Below are 23,511 nucleotides of genomic sequence, written 5' to 3'. Positions count from 1 at the left end.
GGCTCATTGCATATCGACGACGCCGCCTCATTCCGCGGCGATCGCCTCTATCTCCAACAGCCATTTGCTGTCGACGGTCTCGACCACCACGACCGTCAATGCCGGCTGGTGCTCCCCGAGCACCGCGCGGCGAATGGCGCGGTTGGCGACGACTTGGCTGCGATCGGTCAGGAACGTGGTGACCTTGACCAGGTGCTCAATGCCAAGGCCCGCCGCGGCGAGCACTTCCCTGACGTTGCGCCAAGCCTGCTCGCATTGCGCCTCGAAGCCGTCAGGCACGGAGCCGTCGGAATTTTGAGGCACCTGGCCGCTGATGAACAGCAGGCGGCGATGCTGCTTCAACTCCAGGCCCATGCAGTAGCCGCCGACGGGCGGGTGAACCGTCGCGGGATTGTGGCTGACGATGTGAGCTGGTGACATGGCGATTCTCCGGATTTGCGGGCCAACCGTAGCCGGCGGCCTCGCTGCTGCGCAAAGCATCATTGCTGCGGTTCAGCGCAAGAAAATCTATTGCAAGGCCGCAGCTTATCGGTGTCAAAGTGCGCTGCGATGACCTACGCCCTGCCCCCGCTCAACGCGCTCCGCGCCTTCGAGGCCGCCGCGCGCCATCTCAGCTTCAAGCTGGCCGCGCACGAGCTGCACGTTACGCCCGCGGCCGTGGGACAGCAGGTGAAAGCGCTGGAGGCGCGCCTCGGCGTGCAGCTGTTCGAGCGTCTGCACAAGCAGCTCATCCTCACCGAGGCCGGCCGGGCCTATCTGCCCGGGATCTCCGAAGGCTTCCGCCACATTGCCGAGGCGACCTCGCAGCTGAAGCCGGCAGGCACGGTGCTGCTGCAAGTGGGGGTCCACGGCAGCTACGACCTGCGCCGCCTCGAACTTGGGGCGTTTCGCAGCGCACATGCGGACATCGGTTTGAGCGTGCTGCAGCCCGCCGGCCTGCACGAGCTCGTCGAGGGCAAGGTGGACGTGCTGATCGCCCGCGGCGTAAGCCACCATCCGGGCTATCGCTGCGAGCGGATCAACGAGGGATCGGGCCCGGGTGATTGGCTGGTTGCGCCGGAAGGCACGGCGGATTGCCCGGAGATCGTGAGTTTTCGGGCATGGCTGCGCGCGCTGCCCGCGGCAAAAACGCTCGCAGACCGTCGCCCGCGCCTGGTCGGCGGCGTCGGGAGTTGATGGGACCAAAGGGCCGAGGCCGAGGACTACCGTTCAACTCGACGCATCCTTACCCAGAGAAAAATCGCGGTGACCATCCAGGGCGCGTACTCATTAAATCGCGCCGCAGTTTGAGCGCGGATGCGGTCCGCTATGCTCCTGGTAGCCGCACAGAAGCCGGCTACACCAGACGTCAGAGTTGGCCCAGCAGCAGAAGTGTGCTTCCTTACTCGATCGCTTCGTCAGAGCGGGCGAGGAGCCCTGCCGGCACAGCCAGGCCGAGAGCCTTTGCCGTCTTGAGGTTAACTGCCAACCACAGCTTGCTTGGAAATTCGATGGGAAGATCGCCGGGATGCGCCCCCCTAAGGATCTTGTCCACAAAATAGCCGGCGCGACGATAGCACCAGCGCAGGTCGACGCCATAGCTCACGAGGCCACCGTGGGTAACGTGCTCGCGATATCCAAAGACGGTCGGCGGCCGCTTCTCAAGTGCGATAGCGGCGATCTGTTCGCTCATGTTGAGCAGCAGGTTGGTCTGAAGAACAATTGTGACATCGACTCCTTCGTCAGCCAACATGGCGAGCGCAGTCGGAATGTCCTGCGCCGTACCGGTCTCGGCTTCGACCACGCTGAAACTCAGAGCCCCACAAGCTTCCCTTAAATCCCCGACTTGAGGCGGCCCCTTGGGATCATTCATGTTGGTAAGCAGACCGACGCGCCTTGCTTTCGGCACGATCTCTCGCGCAAGTTCAATTTGCTTTGCCGGCAAACCCGCGATGTAGGGTTCAATGCCCGTTACGTTTCCTCCTGGGCGAGCTTCGCTGGCAATCAAGCCGAGATGGACCGCATCCGCCAGCGCGGGACAGACAATCGGTATTGTGGATGTTGCCTTTCGGGCGGCGACGGCTTCCAGTGTTGCTGGCACAGCAATGATATCGGGTTTGAGCAGAGCCACCACGTCCTCGATCGACGGTACCCGGTCGCGGAGGATGTCCGTTCGCCGAACAATATCGATGTTACGGCCTTGCTCGTAGCCGAAATCCGAGAGTCCCTTAACGAAATTTCCGAACACCAAGTCTACCATAAATTGGGGGAACTTCACTCCTGGAGGCGGAGCCCCTGCCCATGCGATGAGCGGACGTTTGCGCGCGGGCTGCGCCCTTGAGCCTCGACCAAACAATGTCGATCCTGTTGCGGCGCCAAAAACGCCGAGATATCCGATAAACTCCCGCCGTCGCATGTGTCCCTCCTGTATGGGCCACGCTATTGGCTGCCGAGATTAGCACCTCGCTGCGAACAATTAGCGAGCCTGTTGCCCCAGCGGCAATAGCCGGAGGAATGATCGCCATGGGTCAAAAACGGGCGATTCGACGGACAGCGCGGCGGGCCCGTTGCCAACCTAGTCAATGATTTCGTCCGCACCGATTAATAGGGATTGGGGAATCGTTAATCCAAGCGTTCTGGCAACCTTTTGATTGATTGTGAGCTTGAAACGGGTCGGCTGTTCTACCGGTAAATCACCCGGCTTCGCGCCCTTCAAAATTTTGTCGATCAATCCCACTGCCCGGCGGAAATAGTCAGGGAAGTCCTGTCCATAAGATAGGAGAAGACCGTGTGGGACCATTTCGCCGATAAGGGATAGGGTTGGCAACTTATGGCCTAGGGCAGCAGTTCCGATCCGTCGTCGTTCATTGAAAAGCAGTGGTGAGGCTAGAGCGACGCCATGAAATCCGCTTTGCGCAATCGCGGAAAACGTCTGTTCAATCTCATCCGGCGTTGTTAATTCGAATGATTCGGTCGAAACCGACAGCGCTTGCGATGCTCTTTCGTAAGCTCCCCGAATGCGGGGGGCTGCAGGGTCCCTCGGATCAACCATGATGGCCATACGGGATAGGTTCGGCACCAACTCCTTAAAAAGAGCGACGCGCTTGCCAGACACGTCGTTCGACATAAGCGAAAGGCCGGTTAGGTTACCACCGGGGCGCGCTAGACTTTCGACAAGACCATTACTCACAGGATCGGCATCCAAAACGAAAACCACTGGGATCGTACTTGTGGCCTGCTTGGCTTCTTTGGCGCCGAGTGATGTCACCGCAAGGATCACATCTACTCTGCTTTCGACCATATCCCTTGCAAACGCGCGAAATCGCTCGGGTCGTTCAGCCGGGAAGTGGTGCTCAAGCTGAATAGATCTGCCGTCGATATATCCGAGGTCACTGAATGCTTTAGTGACCACATTCAGATAGACATCTTCTTCCTCGGCGCTCGCCGCATGCCAAAGGACGCCAACACGAAATGATCTATTTGCCTGTTGCGCCCAAGCGGCCAGCGGCCAAATGGTCACTGTGCTGCCGAGAAGCGCAATCAACTCGCGCCGTCTCATGACAACCCCAAATGGAAAAGAATTATAAAGGTAGCACGTTAGCACCTAGGTTAGGACAGGCCTCCCCCGCGACCAAATGTCCGTAACGGGTCAAAAGCGCCGGTTTGAACAGCGCCGCGTCACTTCCGGTGTGCCCCGATCAGCTGACAATATCTGAGCCAAACCGCACTTCACCATCGCGCCAGAAGCGGTCGCATCCAGTCAATGTACCAGCAACCAGAGGAAGTAGACGCGAGCAGTCCATCTTAACATGAATGGATTGGTTCTCCACCTTTGGATATTCTCGGGCTGGTGTTTGGAAGACGGGAAAACATGGTGCCAGCAGACTACGTCTTTGGCTTCGCTATCGCGGTCGTCGTCGGGGCAAACTTTATCTTGGCCCGCGTATTGCGAGCGAGCGCGTTGCTATGCACTGGGGTCCCAACGGCGAGCCAACTAGGTACGCCCTAAAACGGCTCACTGTGCGGGGGATGATCGCCTTCATGCCGCCGTCCGGCTCGTCATTTGGCTGGCTTCAACATATGCGCCGCAGCATGTGCACGGTGCTGAATTGGGGATAGTCATTTTCTCGCTGATGGCGGCCGTTTCTCACCTGTTCGTTCTGATGAAGGCGAGAGCGGCGCGCTGAACGAGGTTCTGGCCGGGTAAGGTCGTCGAATGCTGTCCTTGGTCATGACGGATAACAGAAGCAACATCCCGACCGGACGGACCTATCTTGGGTTTACCCTGGCTTGGACGGCTTTTCTTGGTCTATCTGATTTGCATCGCTCCATTTGCCGCCGGTCGTTGGGAGATTGGCCTTCTCACCATCCTGCTCACCGTCTGTGGATTTATTCGACACAGCGTGTGGCTTGGGTGCGAAGCGGGGCCTTGTTCGCAGGCGCTGAAGTCCGCTCGGGGTCAGAAGCGTCGAAATGAGCACGCGGCTCGCCCGCTTTACCCCGGACAGCGGCCAATAGCCGGCATGCAAATTTTCTTCGACTCTTATCCTATTGGACTAGACGCGCCTTCGGCGCATCAGCCCTCGGTCGAGACTAACGCCATCCGCCCCGCAATCTCCTCACTCCGCCAGCACCGCACCGCATGCCCATCCGCCCGCGTCCCCAGTGCCGGTCCCGGCTCGCTCCGGCACACCGCCTCGGCGTAACGGCAGCGCGGGCTGAAGGCGCAGCCGTTCGGCGAGTTGAGCGGGTTCGGCAGGTCGCCGCCGGTCGTTGCCAGCGGAGCATGGCGCAGCGGATCGGGGATGGCCGCTATCAGGGCCTGCGTGTAGGGGTGCGCGGGGCGCTCGAAGATCTCGCGCCAGTTGCCGTTCTCGACGATGCGGCCGAGATACATCACCGCGACGCGGTCGCTCATGTGCTCGACAACGCCGAGGTCATGGCTGATCATGATGTAGGACAGGCCGAGCGTGTCCTTCAATTCCAGCAGCAGATTGATGATCTGGGCGCGGATCGAGACGTCGAGCGCCGAGACCGGCTCGTCGCAGATGACGATCTTCGGGTTGAGGATCAGGGCGCGGGCGATCCCTATGCGCTGGCGCTGGCCGCCGGAGAATTCATGCGGATAGCGGTCGGCCTGCTCGGGGCGCAGACCGACATGCCTCAGCATGGTCGCGACGCGGTCCTCGACCTCGCTTTTCGCGGTCACGCCGTGCACGCGCAGGGGATCTTCGAGCGTGCGGCGCACGGTCTGGCGCGGATTGAGCGAGGCGTAGGGATCCTGAAACACGATCTGCACGATGCGGGCGAGCGCCTTCCGGTCACCGGATTGCCGGTTGGTGACGACCTGCCCATCCAGCACGATGCGGCCGCGCGTCGGCGTCAGCAGGCCCAGAATGGACAATGCGACCGTCGACTTGCCGGAGCCGGATTCGCCGACGAGGCCGAGGCATTCGCCGCGCTTCAGGTTGAGGTCGACGCCGTCGACGGCGCGGAGCAGCCGACGGCCGCGGCCCAGCAGGCCGCCTCCAAGCGGAAAATGAACGGCGAGATCCTCCACGCTGAGGATCACATCGTCATCCGCTCTCCCCTTTGGCTCATGCATGGTGGTGACATCGGACGAAACCGCCCGCCTCCAGCCCATCCGTCTGCGGCGCGGTGGTTCGGCAAATATCCGTCGCCTGCGCGCAACGCGGATTGAACCGGCAGCCATCGGGGAAGCGCGTGATCGCCGGCACGACGCCCGCGATCTCCTTCAGCCTGCTGCGGCCGAGCGCAGCACGGCTGCCGAGCCGCGGCAGCGAGTCGACGAGGCCCTGCGTATAGGGATGGGAGGGCGCTCGGAAGATGTCGGCCGAGCCGCGCTCCTCGACGATGCGGCCGGCATACATGACGGCGACGCGGCGGCAGACATTGGCAACAAGGCCGAGATCGTGGCTGATCATCAGGATCGCCGTTCCGCGCTCGGCGCACAGATTGCGCATCAGCTCGATGATCTCCGCCTGCACGGTGACGTCGAGCGCCGTCGTCGGCTCGTCGGCGATCAGCAGGTCCGGACCGCAGGCGAGCGCAATCGCGATCATCACGCGCTGGCGCATCCCGCCCGACAGCTGATGCGGATAGTCCTTCACGCGCCGCTCCGGCGCGGGGACGCGGACGCTCGCGAGCGCCTCGACCGTCAGCTGGTTGGCCTCCCGCCAGCTCTTGCCCTTATGCAGCACGAACATCTCGGCGATCTGCCGCCCCACCGGCGAGACCGGGTTCAGCGCCGTCATCGGCTCCTGGAAGATCATGGCGATGCGATTGCCGCGCAGTTGCCGTTGCCTCGCAGCGGACAGGTGCTGGATCTCCTGGCCCTGGAACCGGATGACGCCGCCGCCGATCGACAAGGGTGGCCGCAGCAGGCCGATCAAAGCGAGCGCCGTGATGCTCTTGCCGCAACCGGATTCGCCCACAAGGCCGAAGGTCTCGCCGCCATCGATACGGAATGAAATGCCTTCGGCCGCCGCAACGCGTCTTGATCCGGCATCGAGATCGATGCGGAGATTCTCGACCTCGAGCAGCGGCGCGCCGGTCATATGCGCCGGCTCCGCGATTGCGGATCGAGGATGTCGCGCAGACCATCGCCGAGCAGATTGAGGCCGAGCACGGTGAGGAAGATGGCAAGGCCCGGGAAAATCGAAAGCCACGGCGCCGTCGTGATCTGCTCGCGGGCTTCCGACAACATGCTGCCCCAGCTCGGAAAGGGCGGGCGGACGCCGAGGCCGAGGAACGACAATGCGGCTTCGGACAGGACCGCGCTGCCCATGCCCAGCGTGCCGATGACGACGATCGGTCCCAGCATGTTCGGCAGGAGCTGCGTGATCATGATGCGCACGTCACCGTAGCCGAGCACGGTTGCCGCCTGCACATAGCCCTGGCTCCGCAGCGACAGTGCCGAGGCCCGTGCGAGCCGGCAGGTGAACGACCAGTTGGTCAGCCCGAGCGCGATCAAAAGGCTGGTCAGGCCGGGACCGAGCACGGCCATGATGGCGAGCGCGAAAATCAGCGAGGGGATCGCGAGCATGAGGTTGGTCAGGGCGTTGACGACATCGTCCCACCAGCCGCCGAAATAGCCGGCACTGAGGCCGAGCGCCACGCCGATGACGCTGTTGATGAGCTGGGAGACGATGCCGACCGTCAGCGAGACGCGCGCGCCGTAGAGGACACGGGAATAGATGTCGCGGCCCTGCGCGTCGGTGCCGAACCACCAGGTCCAGCTCGGGGGCTCCTCCGCATTCATGAGGTTGGCGTCCATCACGGGATCGGTATGTGCCAGCCATGGCGCGAGCAGGCCGACGACGATCGCCAGCGCGAACAACGCTCCCCCGATGACGAGATTGGCGCGCAGCTTCATGCGTATCTGATCCTGGGATCGATCACGCCGTAGAGCATGTCGATCAACAGATTGATCGCGAGAAAGAACATCACCACGACGAGGATGGAGCCCTGGACGGCGGGAATGTCGCGCTGGAGCACGCTGTCGACCAGCAGCGAGCCGATGCCCGGCCAGGAGAACAGTTTCTCGACCACGACCGCCTGCCCCATCAGTGCGCCGAACTGCAGGCCCATGGTCGTGAGGATGAGGACGAGCGCGTTGCGCATCACGTGCCACTTGACGACCCTGGTCTCGCTCATGCCCTTCGAGCGCGCGGTGCGGACGAAATCCGCGGTCATGATCTCGAGCACCGCGGCGCGAGTCGTCCGCGCCAGCAGCGCCATCGGCGAGACACCGAGCGTCACGGCGGGCAGGATCAGATATTTGAGGCCGCCGTCGCCATAGCCGAAACTCGGCAGCCAGCCGAGCTTGAGCGCGAACAGGTACATCAAGAGCAGTCCGAGCCAGAACTTGGCCAATGACAGGCCGGACACCGCCAGCATCATCGAGACGGTGTCGACGAGGCTGCCCGGCCGCAAGGCCGCCACGAAGCCGAGCGGCACGCCGAGCAGTATCGCAAATGCCATGGATGCGAAGATCAGCTGCAGCGTCGGCCAGGCCCGCTTGGCGATCATGGTCGTGACAGGCTCACGGGTCCGGAACGAGGTTCCGAAATCGCCGGTCGCGAGGCCAGCGATATAGGTGCCGAAACGCATATAGACGGGCTGATCGAGGCCGAGCTGCTTCTTCATGCGCAGCTCGACTTGCGGATCGCTGTCGTCGCTCATGCTCGAGACGATGCTGCCGGGAACGACGCTGAACAGCACGAACACCAGCAGCACCACGGCGAGCACGGTCGGGATGGTCTGCAGGACGCGGCGGATCAGGAACGCGAGCATCTCAACTTTTCCCGGCTCCCTCCCTCGCCCGTCGCGCTAGGCGGGAGCGCGCGTGTCACTTCGCGGGCGAGGTCTCGTCGACCCAGAGGTCCTCGACGTTCTGGTGGGTCAGCTCCGTCGCGTTGAGCTGAATTCCCTTCAGCCAGGGCTGCACCGCCATGACCGCCTTGTTGTAGTTGAAGAACCAGACCGGCGCCTCCTCGTAGAGCAGCGCATTGGCCTTCTGCAGCAACTGGATGCGCTTTGTGGGATCGTCGGCCTGTCCGGCTTCATCGAGGATCTTGTCGAAGTCGGGATTTTTGTAGGCCGTGTAGTTACAGGCCGCCTGCGGCGTCGCCGAATGGAAGCATTTGAGCGCGGCCTGAGGATCGGGGCCGCTCGCCTGGGAATAGATGAAGGCCTGATAGTCGCCGGTGCGAACCACCTCCGCCAGCACCGCGGTCTCGACCTGCTTGACCTTGGCCTTGATGCCGACCTTGTCCAGCATCGGGATGACGGCCGAGACGATCGGCAGGCCCCAGCTTTCATTCTGGCTGGTGGTCCATTCGAACTCGAAGCCGGATGCGTAGCCCGCCTCGGTGAGCAATTGCTTGGCCTTGGCAGGATCGAAGGGGTAAGGCTTCATCGCCTTGTCGTAGGCCGGCGAGGTCAGCGGCAGCCAGCTGGTGGCGCGGTAGGCTTTGCCCTTGACCAGCTTGTTGATGATCAAATCGGTATCGATGGCGTAATTGATCGCCTGCCTCACGCGCTTGTCGGAGAACGGCTTGACCGCGGGATTCATGCCCATGTAGCGCGTGAACACCTCGGCGACCTCGACGATGGTGCCCTTGAGGTCGGCGTCGGATTGGTAGGCGACGTACTGCGCAGGTCCCAGCACCGAGGTGTCGATCTCCTTGTTTCGGAAGGCGACGTCGCGTGCCGCGGCCTCGCCCATCACCGACACCACGATCTTGTCGGCATAGGGCTTGCCGGGCTTGTAGAACCGGTCCCAGCGCTCCAGGACGATGCGCGATCCCGGCACGTGCTCCACGAACTTGAACGGACCGAGACCGATCGGCTTCTGGATGAAGCTTTCCTTGGCGGCCTCGTCGGCGGGATAGATCGAGGTCAGCGCGGTGAAGAAGTAGAAGCCGGGATCGACCTTCTCCGTCAGCTTCATCTCGATGGTGAAGTCGTCGATCTTCTTCAGGCCGGAGATTTCCTTGGCCTGGCCCTTCTCGACCGCGGCCGCGCCCTCGATCACACGAACGTAACGCGCGCCGGGATAGGCTTTGCTGCCGTCCATGATGCGGTTGTAGGACCAGATGATGTCGTCGGCGGTCATCTTGCGGCCGCTATGGAAATAGGCGTCGTCGCGCAGCTTGAAGGTGTGAACGAGGCCTCCGCCCGAGACCACGTCTTCCTTGGCGAGCTCCAGCACCGGCTTGCCTTCCGCCGAATTCCAGATGTAGAGCGAACGGTGCAGGGCCTTGGCGTAGATCTCGTCCTGGGCGCGCTGCGTGGTGTGAATGTCGAGGCTGGTGAAGCTCGAGCCGTAGGGCGCCGTCATGCGGATGGTTCCGCCCTTGCGCGGCGTCTGCGCCTCGGCTGTGGCGGCGAGCGCCAGTCCCAAACCGGCAACGATCGCGATGGCCTTGAACATCATGTGTCCCCCCGACGCAGGCGTATTCCGATGAGTGATTTGATCATTCGTCGCCTGCCGAAAGCAAGCTTCGTTTTTACGGCAAATGCTGCCGGTTCCTGAGGCAGTCCTTCGGCGGGGGCATTGACGCGGTGCGTCATCGGGCGAGGAGGATTGATGAACATTTTTCCTGATCAACGCGACCAAGCTCAGGATCATTATCTGAGCCCCAAGGGATCTGGAAAAAAATGAATCGCCGAACGCTAGCTGCCCTGCTCGCGGCCGGTCTGGTCGCCGCGACGGCCGTGCTGGCGCGCCCGGTCGCGGCCGGCCTGGGTGGAGAGAGCGTGACAGACGCTATCCAGTTCGGCTGGAGTCGCACCTCCGGCGCGAACGACAATGTCGACCAGACCTGGTGGGCGGTCCGGAGCCATGACACTCTCGACAATTTCGTCGAACGACTGCTCAGCATCCCCGTCGGGATGATGGCGCGCGGTGCGGGAGCACATTTCGAAGCCAAGCTCTCCGAGCATACCGGCCTGCCGCTGCCCGAAGGCTGGGCCCTCACGACGGCGAAGGATTCGCCGCAGATCCAGTCGATCTACGCCGAGACGCCGCGCGATTTCGCTTCTGTGCTCGGCTTCTATCGCGACGCACTCGGCAAGCGTGGCTGGACGGAGAAAGAAGGTGCCGTCGAAGAGCCGGACCGGGCCGTGATCACGTTCCTGACGAGAGAGGGACCGGTCCTGCTCCGGCTCTCACGTCAGGACGACAAGACAATTGCCGAGCTGTCGAGGCGCAAGCTCGCCTCGGCGACCGTCGGCCTGCTGCCGAAGCCCGGGCAAGTGAGGCTGATGCTCGGCAACAAGACGGATGAAGCGGCGGTGATCACCGTCGCCGACCAGGCCGTCAATCTGGCGGCGCACGCCGGCGAAGAACTGGCGAACTCTGACGGTGCCGCAGGCGAATTGCCGGACAGCCAGAAGCTCGATCTGCCGCCCGGCAGGTACAAGGTCACCCTCAAGGTGGACGGCGGAGCGGCAGCGAGCCGGGAGTTCGAGGTCGCGGCCAACGAGACCTGGGGTTTGCTGGCCGGCGCGGACGGCGTCCTGCTGCCGATGCGGCTTTACTAACGTTCCGGGGACGATCTCTCATCTCGCAATCACGGAGCGTGGGCGGGCTCCTCATGAGGCCGGTTCAGCCCGACAATTCCGGCATCCAGTCCCGCAGTTTTCGCGCGGCATTCGTCACATCCGCGATGGTCCGGAACGACGCCGTCTCCACCATCATCGCCCTCGCCAGCCGCACGGCACGGGCTTCGCTGACCGCCCGCGTGCGCGGGTCCTCGATCAGCTCGAAATCGATGTTGTGGGCGAGGCCGAAGATGCGGCGGATGATTTTTGCGGCTGCGAAGCCGACAGCGTCGGCGAACAGGCGTTGCACGTAACTTTTTCGCTCGGCTTCCAGCCGCACGGCACCCTGCTCGCCGGCGAAAAGCGAGACCGGATAGGCATCGCCGGTGCCTCCCGCCCGCCAGAGATCGAGGAACTTTCGGGCGAACTCGGTCCAGACCTGCTCGACCGTCTCCAGCACCCAGGCCTCGAATGCCGCCCGTTCGCCCGGCGCGCGCTCGTGGCCGGCGGAAGCGAAATAGGCCATCAGGAGATTGGCCAGCACGGCGCCGATGTCGAAGCCCATCGGACCATAGAATGCGAATTCCGGATCGATCACCCGGGTCTGGCCGTCCGTGACCATGATCGAGCCGGTGTGGAGGTCGCCATGGATCAGCGCTTCCGGGCTCGCCATGAATTTCAGCTTCAGCCGGGAGACCGCGACATGCAGCTCCAAGTCCTCGCGCAGGTTCGCGGCGAGGCCGTCGAGATGGGGCGCGGTCCAGCGGTTCTGCTCGGCGATGCGGTAGGGATCGGTGAAGATCAGGTCCTCGGTGATCTTGCAGAGCGCATGGTTGCAGGCAAAGGCCGCGATGGCCTCCTTCTTCTCGGCCGCTGACAGCGCGAGGTCGGAGGTGAAGAACAGCGTCTGCGCCATGAAGGTGGTGATATCGTCGACGAAACGCGGATAGCGCGTTGCCGCGACCAGGCCCTTTCGCATGATGATGTGGGGCTCGAGCAGCTCCATCACCGTCAGCGCCAGGGCCTCGTTGTGATGCAGCACGGCCGGCACCAGGTCGGGCGCGAGCTGGGCCTGGCGGGACAGCGCGAGATACTCGTAATGGGCGCGCGATAACGGCAAGGGCCAGCTCTCGCCGACCAGGCGGACGTAAGGCAGCGCCTGCTTCACGGCAATGCCGCCGCGTGCGCCCTTGACGATGAAGACGAGGTTGAGGTTGCCGTCGCCCACCTCGGTGATCGCCCAGGAGGACGCCTCGCCGCCAAGGAGCGCGGCGATATCAGGCAAGCCCGCGAGATAGTCCCGCAAGTCCGCCTCGTGCAAAATCCGATAGTCCCCTGCCCGGTCCCCGGTCATTGCGATCCCATCCCATGTCTGGGCCGGATCGCTACTCCCGATGCTGGCAAGCTCGAGCCGATCCGGCCATTCTTTTCATCGGATCGTAGCCACAATGTACGTTGTCTGCCACCCGGTGCTTTGGTGGCGGCCAAGCTGGGACGCTTGGTCGCGAGCTCCGATTGGTCGATTGAGGAACCCAAGCAAGCTGAGACGGTTTTGGGTTTCTGACCTTCTAAAAGGAGCGAGCGATGAGCCGCGGAATGCCATCTATGACTGCCCTGCTGGCGATGCTGGCCATCGCCGGATATCAGAACCGCGACAAGCTGGCGGAGCTGCTGAAAGGCGCGGGCGCCGGCTCGTCCACCGGCGGCCAGCAACCGCTCGGAGGCATGCTCGGCAATCTCGGCGGCATGCTCGGCGCTGGCGGAATCGGGGGCCTGCTCAATGGCGGGATTGGCGAGCTCCTGGAGAGATTCAACCAGAATGGGCAGGGCGAGATCGCCGATTCATGGGTGAAGCCGGGCCCCAACAAGGAGATCTCCCCGCCGGAGCTGAAGCAGGCCATCGGCAGCGATGTCCTGGAAAAGCTCGCACAGCAGACCGGGCTTTCCCAGGAGGAGATCGTCTCACGGCTAACCCGCGAGCTTCCTTCCGCAATCGACAAATACACGCCGGATGGACGCCTGCCCGACGCATAGAAGCAGCGGCTCAACTCGAAAAGGTGTACTCATGAGCATTCTCTGGACCATCATCATTGGCTTTCTCGCCGGCGTGATCGCCAAGTTCATCATGCCGGGCGACAACGAACCTTCAGGGTTCATCCTGACGACCATCCTCGGCATCGTCGGCGCCTTCGTCGCTTCGTATCTTGGGCAAGCGCTGGGCTGGTATCGCCCTGGCGAGGGTGCGGGCCTGATCGGTGCCGTGGTCGGCGCGATCATCGTGCTGTTCGTTTACGGTCTCTTCGCCGGCCGGCAGCGCCGCGCGATCTAGCTAGAAAGTCTCCCGCTCCAGGAAGCTGGAGCCGATGTCGGCCTTTCTCTTGATCGGATCGTAGTCGCAATAGACGCTGTCCGCGACCAGCGTGTAGCTGGCGCTGACCGTGTATTTGTCCGTCTTGACCGAGTTCAGGCCGATCACCGAGGTGCTCTTGCCGCCGTTCCACTTGAACGGCGTCGAGCTCTTGGCCTGTTCGCAGGCCAGCACGGCCTCGTTGAAGACATAGCCCTCGACGAACGCCTTCAGGGTGCGCACCTGCACCGCCATTCGCCATTCGAAATAGCCGATGGCACCGAGCCCTGCGACGATCAGCACCAGAAGCGCAATGACGATACGCTGAAATGTCATTTTTGACCCCATAACAACGCCAATCAAAACTTAAAACGGCATTCCCATCATCTTCGACAGGCGCTCGATCGAGAGATAGCCGGCATGATAGGCCGCAAGGCCAATGCCGAACACGATTGCCGAGATGATCGTGGTCCAGATCAGCTTGTGCCCCATGCGGGTGAGGATGGGAGCACCGGGATCGGTGCCGGGCGCGCCAACACCGTCCTCGTGCTGGCTGCGCACGCCGAACGGCAGCGTCACGAACAGCATCACCCACCAGAGCACGAAATAGATCGCGAGCCAGGTTGAAATCTGGATGGCCATGACGCGGCCCTATGCCTGCTCGATCTCGACGAGGGCGCCGGAAAAATCCTTGGGGTGCAGGAACAGCACCGGCTTGCCGTGGGCGCCGATCTTCGGCACGCCGTCGCCGAGCACCCTCGCGCCCTCCTTCACCAGCGTGTCGCGCGAGGCGATGATGTCGACGACCTCGTAGCAGACGTGATGGATGCCGCCGTCGGGATTGCGCTCGATGAACTTCGCGATCGGCGAGGCCTCGCCGAGCGGCTCGATGAACTCGATCTTGGTGTTGGGCAGGGTCGCGAACACGGTGGTGACGCCGTGCTCGGGCAGCGGCACGGCCTCGGAAATCTGGGCGCCGAAGGCCGCACCGTAGATCTTCGCGGCCTTGACCGCATCCTTGGTCGCGATCGCGACATGGTTGAGCCGGCCCAACATGTTCCCCTCCCTATACCGTCAGTACATGTACCAGACAGGGGGGCTTTTTGCCCCAATGTTCGTTGATCACGGCCCGGACAGCGCGTCGCACCGACTCGGCCAAGGCGTCCGGATCGCGCCGGCGCGCCCTCGGCAGGCCTTCGATGGTCGACATCACGGCATCGAAGACGATGTCGTCGAAGGTCTCGCCGGCCCTGTTCTTCTCGGGGATGCCGACCAAATCGAGCTCGGGATCACCGGCGAGCTCACCCTGCGCGGTCATCGCGATGGCGACGAAGGCGCAGCCGGAAAAGCCCATGCGGCGCCGCTCCACGACGGCACGGGACTTGGAGTCTTCCAGGATCGTGCCGTCCTTGTACAGACGTCCCGACGGCACCTCGCCGACGATGCCGGGATCGCCGGGGCCGAGCTTGACGAGGTCGCCGTTGCGGCAGACCAGCACGCGCGGCACGCCGGCAGCGCGGGCGAGCTTGGCGTGCTCATGCAGGTGCAGGGCCTCGCCGTGGACCGGGATCAGGATCTGCGGCTTCACCCAGGAGATCATATCGCGCAGCTCGTCGCGGCGGGGATGGCCGGAGACGTGGACCAGCGCATCGCGATCGGTGATGACCTCGACGCCCTGCAGCACCAGATTGTTGATGATCGAGCCGACCGCCTTCTCGTTGCCGGGAATGGTGCGCGAGGAGAAGATGACGCTATCGCCGCGGTTCAGCGTGATTTCAGGATGGTCGTCGTTGGCAATGCGGGCCAGCGCGGCGCGCGGCTCGCCCTGGCTGCCCGTGCACAGCGCCAGCACCTTGTCCTGCGGCAGGTGGCCGTAGACCTCGGGCGAGCGGAAGTTCTGCACGCCCTCGAGATAGCCGGTCTCGCGCGCGACCTGCACCACGCGCTCCATGGCGCGGCCGACCACGACGACCTCGCGGTCGGCGGCCCTCGCGGCGTCAGCCACTGCTTTGACGCGGGCGACGTTGGAGGCGAACGTCGTCACCGCGACACGGCCCTTGGCGGATTTGACGAGGTCGATGATGGTTCGGGCGACCTCGGCCTCGGAGGGCGAACGGCCGTCGCGCACGGCATTGGTGGAATCGCCGATCAAGGCGAGCACGCCCTCTTCGCCCAATTCGCGCAGCCGCTTCTCGTCGGTCGCGGCTCCAAGCGTCGGGGTCGGGTCGATCTTCCAGTCGCCGGTGTGCAGCACGATGCCGGCGTCGGTGTGGATCGCCAGCGCATGCGCTTCCGGAATCGAATGCGCGACCGGAATGAACTCGACGTTGAACGGACCGATATCGACACGGCCGCCTGAAGGCACCACGGTGACCGGAATCTCGGGCGCGTTGCGCTCGGCGGCGCATTTGGCCTCGAACAGCGCGGCGCTGAACCTGGTGGCGTAGATCGGGCATTTCAGCTTCGGCCAGAGGTCGATGATGGCGCCGAAATGATCCTCATGGGCGTGGGTCAGCACGAGGCCCATCAGGTTCTTGCGCTCCTTCTCCAGGAAGGAGATGTCGGGCATGATCAGGTCGATGCCGGGCAGATGCTCCTCATCGCCGAAGGAGACGCCGAGATCGACCGCAAGCCAGGCGCGCTGGTGACGGTTGCCGAGGCCGTAGATCGACAGGTTCATGCCGATCTCGCCGACGCCGCCGAGCGGCGCAAACACCAATTCGTCCGGCCTTGCCATCACGCTGCTCCCACCGAGGCGACGGGCCCGAAGAACACCTCGCCGGCCGCCACCGGAATGAGGCGGCCCTCCGCGGTGCGGACGATCAGGCAGCCGGTGTCGTCGATCGTGTCAAAAACACCTTCCAGCGTCATGGTTCCCGTGTGGATGGCAACCTTTTCGCCGAGGCCGGCGGCGCGCTCTAGCCAGAGCCTGCGGATCTCGGCAAAGCCGCGGCCATTGTCCCAGATGCCGCGGAACTCGACCCAGGCATCCGACAGCGCCATGAATAGCTCCTCGGCGCTGATCTGGACGCCGAGGGCGGCCAGCGACACCGCGGGCGTCGGGGTGCCCTCGGGCGCGGCGACCACATTGGTCCCGATGCCGACCACGACGGCAAGGCCGCCACCGACGGCCTCGGCCTCGAGGCCAATACCAACCAGCTTCTTGCCGCCGGCGAGCACGTCATTCGGCCATTTCAGCGCGTAGCGGGGCCGGCCTTCGCCGAGACGGAGCGCGGCCTCGAGGCTCACCTTCTCCAGTGCCGTCTCTTCGGCCAGCCCTGCGGCAAAGCCGAGCGTGGCGGCGACGGCGGGGGCGACGTCCATGACTTCGAGGATGCTGGCGGCGAGATTGCCGCGCGGCGCGATCCAGGCGCGCTGGCGCCGGCCGCGGCCGGCGGTCTGCTCGGACGTGACGAACCACATCGGGCCGCGCTCGCCGGCCCTGGCGTGTTCGATCGCCTCGGTATTGGTCGAGCCGGTCCGTTCGAACGCCGCGAGCCTGTAGCCCGCAGCCGATGCGCGAGGACCGAGCGCGAAGGCCATCCTAGAACAACGACTTTGCCGCGGCGGAGGCGACGCTCACCACGGGCCCCGCGAACAGCGCAAACAGGATATTGAACAGGCCCGCCACCGCCAGCACCGTCCGCACCTCGATGCGCACCGGATCGACCCGGCCGGCCGGCTCGTCGAAATACATCGTCTTGACGATGGCGAGATAATAGTATGCGCCGACCACGCTGGTCAGCACGCCAATGACGGCGAGCGTGAACAGGTTCGCCTTGATGGCGGCGACGAAGACGTACCATTTGGCGAAGAAGCCGGCGAGCGGCGGAATGCCGGCGAGCGAGAACAGCAGCATCGCGAACATGAAGGCGAGCAGCGGATTGGTGCGCGACAGGCCGGCGAAATCGCTGATCTGCTCCACGGCCTGGCCGTTGCGCTTCATCGCGAGGATGATGGAGAACGAGCCGAGCGTCATCGCGACATAGATCACGATGTACATCAACACGCCCTGCGCGCCTTCCACCGTGCCGGAGGCAAGGCCGACCAGCGCAAAGCCCATGTGACCGATCGACGAATAGGCCATCAGGCGCTTGATGTTGCTCTGGCCGATCGCGGCGAAGGAGCCGAGCGCCATCGAGGCGATCGACACGAACACCAGGATCTGCTGCCATTGCGAGACGATGCCGGGGAATGCGGTGAGCGTCACGCGGGTGAAGACTGCGAGCGCGGCGACCTTCGGCGCCGACGCGAAGAAGGCGGTGACCGGGGTCGGCGCGCCCTCGTAGACGTCAGGCGTCCACATGTGGAACGGCACGGCCGAGACCTTGAAGCAGAGGCCGACGAGCAGGAAGACGAGGCCGAACACCAGGCCGACATTCGAGACCGTCGCGGCCGCGGCGATGCCGGTGAAGCTCACCGTGCCGGTGAAGCCATAGACCAGCGAGGCGCCGTACAGCAGCATGCCCGAGGACAGCGCGCCGAGCACGAAGTACTTCAGGCCGGCTTCGGTCGACTTGGCGTTGTCGCGGTTCGAGGCCGCCACGACGTAGAGCGCCAGCGACATCAATTCGAGGCCGAGATAGAGCGAGATCAGGTCGCCGGCCGAGATCAGCACCATCATGCCGAGCGTCGAGAGCAGCACGAGGATGGCGTATTCGAAAATCCGGCGCGACGGGTCTGACAGGAACTCGGTCGACAGGACGAGCGTCACGGCCGAGCCGATCAGGGCCAGGATCTTCATGAAGCGGGCGAAGTCGTCGACGATAAAGCTGCCACCGAACGTCACCTGTTTGCCCGCGGGCTGCATGTAGACGAGCGCACCGACCACGATCAGAAGCACCACCGCCAGAGAGGTGACGGTTTTGGTCGTCTCCTGCCCGCGATAGGCGCCGAGCATCAGAAGCGCCATCGCGCCGACCGCGAGCACGAGCTCGGGCAGCACCGGCGCCAGTTGATAACCTGCAGTCGAAAAGCTCATGGCGATATCCTGACCTGCCCGATCACTGGAGCAGTGCGGCGGCCTTCACGGCCGTCACGGCGGTATTGTAATTGTTGACGAGTTGCTGGACCGAAGCGGCCGACATGTCGAGCACCGGCTTCGGATAGACGCCGAACAGGATCGTCAGCGCGATCATCGGGAATAGAATGACGCACTCCCGCAAGGTGAGATCCTTCATGCTCGCCAGCTGCGGCTTGACCAGCGCTCCGAACACGACCTTGCGATAGAGCCATAGTGCGTAGGCCGCCGAGAGGATCACGCCGAAGCTGGCGAAGAACGCGGTCGGGATCGAGACCTTGAAGGTGCCGAGCAGCGTCATGAACTCGCCGACGAAGCCGCTCGTGCCGGGCAGACCGACATTGGCCATGGTGAACACCATGAAGGTCATCGCATAGAGCGGCATCCGGTTGACGAGGCCGCCATAGGCCGCGATCTCGCGGGTGTGCAGGCGGTCGTAGACGACGCCGACGCAGAGGAACAGCGCGCCGGAGACGATGCCGTGCGAGATCATCTGGAACACGCCGCCGGCGACGCCCTGCATGGTGCCGGCGAAGATGCCCATGGTGACGAAGCCCATATGCGCGACCGAGGAGTACGCGATCAGCTTCTTCATGTCCTCCTGCATCAGCGCCACCAGCGAGGTGTAGATGATGGCGATGGCCGAGAGCGTGAACACCAGCGGCGCGAAGTCGTGCGAGGCCAGCGGGAACATCGGCAGCGAGAAGCGCAGGAAGCCGTAGCCGCCCATCTTCAGCAGGATCGCGGCGAGGACCACGGAGCCCGCGGTCGGTGCCTCCACGTGCGCGTCGGGGAGCCAGGTGTGCACCGGCCACATCGGCATCTTCACCGCAAAGGAGGCAAAGAAGGCGAGCCACGCCCAGGTCTGCAACGACCGCGGCACGGCGGTGTGCATCAGCGTCGGGATGTCGGTGGTGCCGCCGTTCCAGTACAGCGCCATGATGGCGAGCAGCATCAGGACCGAGCCGAGCAGCGTGTAGAGAAAGAACTTGAACGAGGCATAGACCCGGCGCGGACCGCCCCAGACGCCGATGATCAGGAACATCGGGATCAGGCCGCCCTCGAAGAACAGGTAGAACAGCACGAGATCGAGCGCCGAGAAGGTGCCGATCATCAGCGTTTCCAGGATCAGGAACGCCATCATATATTCGCGGACGCGGTTGGTGATCGCCTTCCAGCTCGCGATGATGCAAAACGGCATCACGGCGGTGGTCAGGATCACGAGCGGCAGTGAGATGCCGTCGACGCCCATGTGGTAGGTGATGCCGGTGGCGAGCCAGTTCGCCTTCTCGACGAATTGGAAGTCGGGGTTGCTGGGGTCGAAGCGCATGACCAGGATCACCGACACCGCGAAGGTGATCAGCGTGGTCCAGAGCGCGATCCAGCGCGAATTGCGCCGCGCCGCCTCGTCGTCACCGCGGCTCAGATAGACGATCAGCGCGCCGACCAGCGGCAGGAACGTCGTGACCGAAAGAATGGGCCAGGTTGTCATTTACTGGCCTCCAAAGCCGAACATGAACCAGGTGATCAGGCCGGCGGCGCCGATCAGCATGGCGAATGCATAGTGATAGAGATAGCCGGTCTGGATCTTGACGACGTTGCGGGTGACGTCCAGCACGCGGGCCGAGACGCCGTCGGGGCCGAAGCCGTCGATGATGAAGCGGTCGCCCTTCTTCCAGAGCTGGTAGCCGATCCACTTCGCCGGTCGGACGAAGATGATGTCGTAGAGCTCGTCGAAGTACCATTTGTTGAGCAGGAACTGGTACAGCATCGGCTGCGTGTTCGCGAGCTCGACCGGCAGGTAGGGCCGGCGGATGTAGAACAGGTAGGAGACGAGGAAACCCAGCACCATCATCACCGTCGGCAGGAAGGCGATGGTCTGCGGGATGTGATGCATCTCCTCGATGATGTGCGGGTTCATCTTGACGGACTCGCGGAAGAACTCCTCGACCCCGTGGCCGGCGAACAGCTCCTTGAACGGCAGGCCGGCGACGAACGAGCCGACCGCGAGCACGCCGATCGGGATCAGGATCCAGAGCGGAGCCTCATGCGCGGCCTCGTAATGATGCTCGTCATGCGGCTCGCCGTGGAAGGTCTTGAAGATCAGGCGCCAGGAGTAGAACGAGGTCAGGCCGGCGGCGATGATCGTCATCAGGAAGCCGTACACCGCGAACGGATTGTGCGAGGCGTAGGCGGACTCGATGATCGCGTCCTTGGAGAAGTAGCCGGCGGTGAGCGGGAAGCCGGTCAGCGCCAGCGTGCCGACCACCATCACCGCATAGGTGTAGGGAATCTTCTTCCAGAGGCCGCCCATGTTGCGGATGTCCTGCTCGTGGTGCATCGCGTAGATCACCGAGCCGGAGCCTAGGAACAGCAGCGCCTTGAAGAAGGCGTGCGTGAACAGGTGGAACATGCCGACCGAATAGGCCCCTGCTCCCATCGCCACGAACATGTAGCCGAGCTGCGAACAGGTCGAGTAGGCGACGATGCGCTTGATGTCGTTCTGGACGAGGCCGATGGTCGCGGCGAAGAACGCCGTGGTCGCGCCGAAGAACATCACGACGGCCTGGGCATTCGGAGCGAGCTCGAACAGCGGCGACAGGCGCGCCACCATGAACACGCCGGCGGTGACCATGGTCGCGGCATGGATCAGCGCCGACACCGGGGTCGGGCCTTCCATCGCGTCCGGCAACCAGGTGTGCAGCAGGAACTGGGCGGACTTGCCCATCGCGCCCATGAACAGCAGCAGGCAGGTCAGCGTCAGCGCGTCGGCGTGCCAGCCGAGGAAGTTGATGGTCTTGCCGGTGAGGCCGGGCGCGGCGTGGAAGATGGTCTCGAAATCGGTCGAGCCGACCAGCATGAAGACCGCGAAGATACCGAGCGCGAAGCCGAAGTCGCCGACGCGGTTGACCACGAAGGCCTTGATGGCGGCAGCGTTGGCCGAGGGCTTCTGGTACCAGAAGCCGATCAGCAGATAGCTGGCGAGACCCACGCCTTCCCAGCCGAAGAACAGCTGCACCAAATTGTCGGCCGTCACCAGCATCAGCATGGCGAAGGTGAACAGCGAGAGGTACCCGAAGAAGCGCGGCCGGTTCGGGTCCTCGTCCATGTAGCCGATGGAATAGAGGTGCACGAGCGAGGACACGGTCGTCACCACCACCAGCATTACGGCGGTGAGCGTATCGACGCGCAGCGTCCACCAGACTTGGAGATCGCCGGAGAAGATCCAGGGCAGCAGCTGGATCCTGTAGTCGTGATGCATGAAGCCGACGTCGACCAGCGTCATCCAGGACAAGGCCGCCGAGACGAACAGCAGCCCGGTGGTGATCAGCTCGGCTGCGCGCGAGCCCGCCGCCGGCGGCTCGGTCGGGCCATGGCCGTGATCGTCGTGAGCGTCGTCGTGATGGCTCTCGTGGATGACGGAGGCATCCTCGTTGATCTTGTCGGACGCATGGGCATGCGCGCCATGGCCGTGGCCGCCGTGATGATCGAGCTCGTCGCCCGAGGGGTTGCGGGCATGCGCGCCGAACAGCGCGATCAGGCCAGCCAGAATGGCGCCCAGCAGAGGCAGAAAGACAATTGCCTGAACCATGACTTACTCTTTCCGCATGATCTGGTCGGAAAACCGGTACCCACTTTTCCGGATCATGCGATCAGCCCTTCATCAGATTGACGTCCTCAACCGCGATCGAGCCGCGGTTGCGGAAATAGACCACCAGGATGGCGAGACCGATCGCAGCTTCGGCAGCCGCGACCGTCAGCACCAGCAGCGCGAAGACCTGGCCGACGATGTCGCCGAGGAAGCTCGAGAACGCCACGAGGTTGATGTTGACCGAGAGCAGGATCAGCTCGATCGACATCAGGATGACGATGATGTTCTTGCGGTTCAGGAAGATGCCGAGGATGCCGAGCGTGAACAGGATCGCGCCGACCGCCAGATAGTGTCCGAGCCCGATCGTCATTTCACCCACTCCGCCGCGTCCGCGTCCGAGAGCCCCTGCCCCGGCGCCACCTTGCGCACCGCCATCGCGATGTCGGGCGTGCGCGCGTTCTGAACGTTGATGTCCTGCCGCTTGACCTTCTCCTTGTGGCGCAGCGTCAGCACGATGGCGCCGATCATGGCGACCAGAAGCACCATGCCCGAGAGCTGGAAGTAGTGGATGTACTTCGTATAGAGCACGAGACCGAGCGCCTCGGTGTTGCTGACGTTGGCCGGGATCGCCGCCGTGATCGTCTTGGAGACGCCGGGATTGATGACCCAGAAGCCGACGGTGAGCAGCAACTCGAACATGAAGATGCCGCCGATCACGAGGCCGACCGGCAGGTACTCGATGAAGCCCTCGCGCAGCTCGAGGAAGTCGACGTCGAGCATCATGATCACGAACAGGAACAGCACCGCGACCGCGCCGACATAGACGACGATCAGCATCATGCCGAGGAATTCGGCGCCCATCAGCACGAACAGGCCGGAGGCGTTGACGAAGGCCAGGATCAGGTACAGCACGGAGTGCACGGGATTGCGCGAGACAATCACCATCACAGCCGAGGCGACGCAGACGCCGGCGAAGAGATAGAAGAACAGCGCGGGAAGGATCATGCCCTCACCTCACCGGTACGGCGCGTCGAGCTCGATCGCCTTGGCGATCTCGCGTTCCCAGCGGTCGCCGTTGGCGAGCAGCTTGGCCTTGTCATAATAGAGCTCCTCGCGGGTCTCGGTCGCGAACTCGAAGTTCGGGCCTTCAACGATGGCATCGACCGGACAGGCCTCCTGGCAGAGGCCGCAATAGATGCACTTCACCATGTCGATGTCGTAGCGCACGGTGCGGCGGGTGCCGTCGTTGCGGCGCGGGCCGGCCTCGATGGTGATGGCCTGCGCCGGGCAGACCGCCTCGCACAGCTTGCAGGCGATGCAGCGCTCTTCGCCGTTCGGATAGCGGCGCAGCGCGTGCTCGCCGCGGAAGCGGGGCGAGATCGGGCCCTTCTCGAACGGATAGTTCAGCGTCGGCTTCGGCTGGAAGAAATAACGCATGGCGAGGAAGAACGCCGAGACGAATTCCGACAGCAGAAGCGAGCGTGCAGTGGCGTTGACGTTGAT

The 23,511-nt window shown here is 63.6% G+C and carries 24 protein-coding genes; 4 read left to right on the top strand and 20 right to left on the bottom strand.

Annotated elements, in window-relative coordinates; genetic code table 11:
- Window positions 1–27: 27 nt before the first annotated feature.
- Window positions 28–420: a RidA family protein gene (locus tag I6F21_RS17565; RefSeq protein WP_109143594.1), complete on the bottom strand. Its 393-nt coding sequence runs from the start codon at window positions 418–420 to the stop codon at window positions 28–30.
- A gap of 129 nt (window positions 421–549) precedes the next feature.
- Here I6F21_RS17565 and I6F21_RS17560 point away from each other — a divergent pair, with 129 nt between their 5' ends.
- The gene (locus I6F21_RS17560; RefSeq protein ID WP_225140047.1) at window positions 550–1,176 is read left to right on the top strand and encodes a LysR family transcriptional regulator; all 627 of its coding nucleotides are present in this window, start codon (window positions 550–552) and stop codon (window positions 1,174–1,176) included.
- Between the two features lie 205 nt (window positions 1,177–1,381).
- Here I6F21_RS17560 and I6F21_RS17555 read toward each other — a convergent pair whose 3' ends face one another.
- The 7 genes from I6F21_RS17555 to I6F21_RS17525 form a co-directional block, all read right to left on the bottom strand.
- Complete coding sequence (locus tag I6F21_RS17555; RefSeq protein ID WP_225140048.1) at window positions 1,382–2,395, bottom strand: ABC transporter substrate-binding protein; 1,014 nt, start codon at window positions 2,393–2,395, stop codon at window positions 1,382–1,384.
- 159 nt (window positions 2,396–2,554) lie between these two features.
- Window positions 2,555–3,538 carry an ABC transporter substrate-binding protein gene (locus I6F21_RS17550; RefSeq protein WP_225140049.1) on the bottom strand — a complete coding sequence of 328 codons (984 nt, stop codon included), beginning with the start codon at window positions 3,536–3,538 and terminating at the stop codon, window positions 2,555–2,557.
- Window positions 3,539–4,555: 1,017 nt separating this feature from the next.
- Entirely contained in the window at window positions 4,556–5,584 is a 1,029-nt protein-coding gene (locus I6F21_RS17545) for an oligopeptide/dipeptide ABC transporter ATP-binding protein (RefSeq protein ID WP_225140050.1), read from the bottom strand.
- On the bottom strand, window positions 5,577–6,557 hold the full coding sequence (locus tag I6F21_RS17540) for an ABC transporter ATP-binding protein (protein ID WP_225140051.1): 981 nt from the start codon (window positions 6,555–6,557) through the stop codon (window positions 5,577–5,579). Before I6F21_RS17540 ends, I6F21_RS17545 begins: the two co-directional genes overlap by 8 nt.
- Window positions 6,554–7,375, bottom strand: coding sequence for an ABC transporter permease (locus tag I6F21_RS17535; RefSeq protein ID WP_225140052.1), 822 nt, complete (start codon window positions 7,373–7,375; stop codon window positions 6,554–6,556). The genes I6F21_RS17540 and I6F21_RS17535 overlap by 4 nt, the downstream gene beginning before the upstream one ends.
- Window positions 7,372–8,295, bottom strand: a complete 924-nt coding sequence (locus tag I6F21_RS17530; RefSeq protein WP_057029432.1) for an ABC transporter permease — start codon at window positions 8,293–8,295, stop codon at window positions 7,372–7,374. Before I6F21_RS17530 ends, I6F21_RS17535 begins: the two co-directional genes overlap by 4 nt.
- Window positions 8,296–8,350: 55 nt before the next feature.
- The gene (locus tag I6F21_RS17525) at window positions 8,351–9,937 is read right to left on the bottom strand and encodes an ABC transporter substrate-binding protein (protein ID WP_225140154.1); all 1,587 of its coding nucleotides are present in this window, start codon (window positions 9,935–9,937) and stop codon (window positions 8,351–8,353) included.
- Window positions 9,938–10,164: 227 nt separating this feature from the next.
- Between I6F21_RS17525 and I6F21_RS17520 the strand changes: the two genes are divergently transcribed.
- Window positions 10,165–11,049 (top strand): hypothetical protein, encoded by an 885-nt coding sequence (locus I6F21_RS17520; RefSeq protein ID WP_225140053.1) that lies wholly within the window; start codon window positions 10,165–10,167, stop codon window positions 11,047–11,049.
- A gap of 64 nt (window positions 11,050–11,113) precedes the next feature.
- Here I6F21_RS17520 and mtnK read toward each other — a convergent pair whose 3' ends face one another.
- The gene (gene mtnK, locus I6F21_RS17515; RefSeq protein ID WP_225140054.1) at window positions 11,114–12,403 is read right to left on the bottom strand and encodes an S-methyl-5-thioribose kinase; all 1,290 of its coding nucleotides are present in this window, start codon (window positions 12,401–12,403) and stop codon (window positions 11,114–11,116) included.
- Window positions 12,404–12,633: 230 nt separating this feature from the next.
- On the opposite strand from mtnK, the gene I6F21_RS17510 reads away from it, so the two are divergent.
- Entirely contained in the window at window positions 12,634–13,083 is a 450-nt protein-coding gene (locus tag I6F21_RS17510) for a YidB family protein (RefSeq protein ID WP_036025325.1), read from the top strand.
- 31 nt (window positions 13,084–13,114) lie between these two features.
- The gene (locus tag I6F21_RS17505; protein WP_024341246.1) at window positions 13,115–13,378 is read left to right on the top strand and encodes a GlsB/YeaQ/YmgE family stress response membrane protein; all 264 of its coding nucleotides are present in this window, start codon (window positions 13,115–13,117) and stop codon (window positions 13,376–13,378) included.
- Here the strand turns inward: I6F21_RS17505 and I6F21_RS17500 are convergent, their stop codons facing one another.
- The 11 genes from I6F21_RS17500 to nuoI all read right to left on the bottom strand — a co-directional run bounded on the left by I6F21_RS17500 (window position 13,379) and on the right by nuoI (window position 23,511).
- On the bottom strand, window positions 13,379–13,732 hold the full coding sequence (locus I6F21_RS17500; protein ID WP_036025327.1) for a hypothetical protein: 354 nt from the start codon (window positions 13,730–13,732) through the stop codon (window positions 13,379–13,381).
- 30 nt (window positions 13,733–13,762) lie between these two features.
- Entirely contained in the window at window positions 13,763–14,038 is a 276-nt protein-coding gene (locus I6F21_RS17495; protein WP_025036606.1) for a DUF1467 family protein, read from the bottom strand.
- Between the two features lie 9 nt (window positions 14,039–14,047).
- On the bottom strand, window positions 14,048–14,452 hold the full coding sequence (gene mce / locus I6F21_RS17490; protein WP_036010154.1) for a methylmalonyl-CoA epimerase: 405 nt from the start codon (window positions 14,450–14,452) through the stop codon (window positions 14,048–14,050).
- Window positions 14,453–14,462: 10 nt separating this feature from the next.
- Window positions 14,463–16,133: a ribonuclease J gene (locus I6F21_RS17485; RefSeq protein ID WP_225140056.1), complete on the bottom strand. Its 1,671-nt coding sequence runs from the start codon at window positions 16,131–16,133 to the stop codon at window positions 14,463–14,465.
- Entirely contained in the window at window positions 16,133–16,939 is an 807-nt protein-coding gene (locus tag I6F21_RS17480) for a biotin--[acetyl-CoA-carboxylase] ligase (protein ID WP_225140057.1), read from the bottom strand. Before I6F21_RS17480 ends, I6F21_RS17485 begins: the two co-directional genes overlap by 1 nt.
- Window position 16,940: 1 nt before the next feature.
- Window positions 16,941–18,377: an NADH-quinone oxidoreductase subunit NuoN gene (gene nuoN / locus I6F21_RS17475; RefSeq protein ID WP_225140058.1), complete on the bottom strand. Its 1,437-nt coding sequence runs from the start codon at window positions 18,375–18,377 to the stop codon at window positions 16,941–16,943.
- A 22-nt stretch (window positions 18,378–18,399) separates the two neighbouring features.
- Window positions 18,400–19,908, bottom strand: coding sequence for an NADH-quinone oxidoreductase subunit M (locus I6F21_RS17470; RefSeq protein ID WP_036010164.1), 1,509 nt, complete (start codon window positions 19,906–19,908; stop codon window positions 18,400–18,402).
- On the bottom strand, window positions 19,909–22,008 hold the full coding sequence (gene nuoL, locus I6F21_RS17465; protein ID WP_225140059.1) for an NADH-quinone oxidoreductase subunit L: 2,100 nt from the start codon (window positions 22,006–22,008) through the stop codon (window positions 19,909–19,911).
- Window positions 22,009–22,069: 61 nt separating this feature from the next.
- Window positions 22,070–22,378, bottom strand: a complete 309-nt coding sequence (gene nuoK / locus I6F21_RS17460) for an NADH-quinone oxidoreductase subunit NuoK (protein WP_036010170.1) — start codon at window positions 22,376–22,378, stop codon at window positions 22,070–22,072.
- A complete protein-coding gene (locus I6F21_RS17455; RefSeq protein WP_036010173.1) occupies window positions 22,375–23,013 on the bottom strand; it encodes an NADH-quinone oxidoreductase subunit J in 639 nt (212 codons plus the stop codon). Before I6F21_RS17455 ends, nuoK begins: the two co-directional genes overlap by 4 nt.
- Before the next feature lie 9 nt (window positions 23,014–23,022).
- Complete coding sequence (gene nuoI, locus I6F21_RS17450; RefSeq protein ID WP_027550624.1) at window positions 23,023–23,511, bottom strand: NADH-quinone oxidoreductase subunit NuoI; 489 nt, start codon at window positions 23,509–23,511, stop codon at window positions 23,023–23,025.

This window comes from Bradyrhizobium sp. NBAIM03 (assembly GCF_020194055.1).
In the GTDB taxonomy this organism is placed as follows: domain Bacteria; phylum Pseudomonadota; class Alphaproteobacteria; order Rhizobiales; family Xanthobacteraceae; genus Bradyrhizobium; species Bradyrhizobium yuanmingense.
The sequence above is the reverse complement of the archived record's forward strand: the minus strand, read 5'-3'. Positions and strand labels throughout refer to the sequence as shown.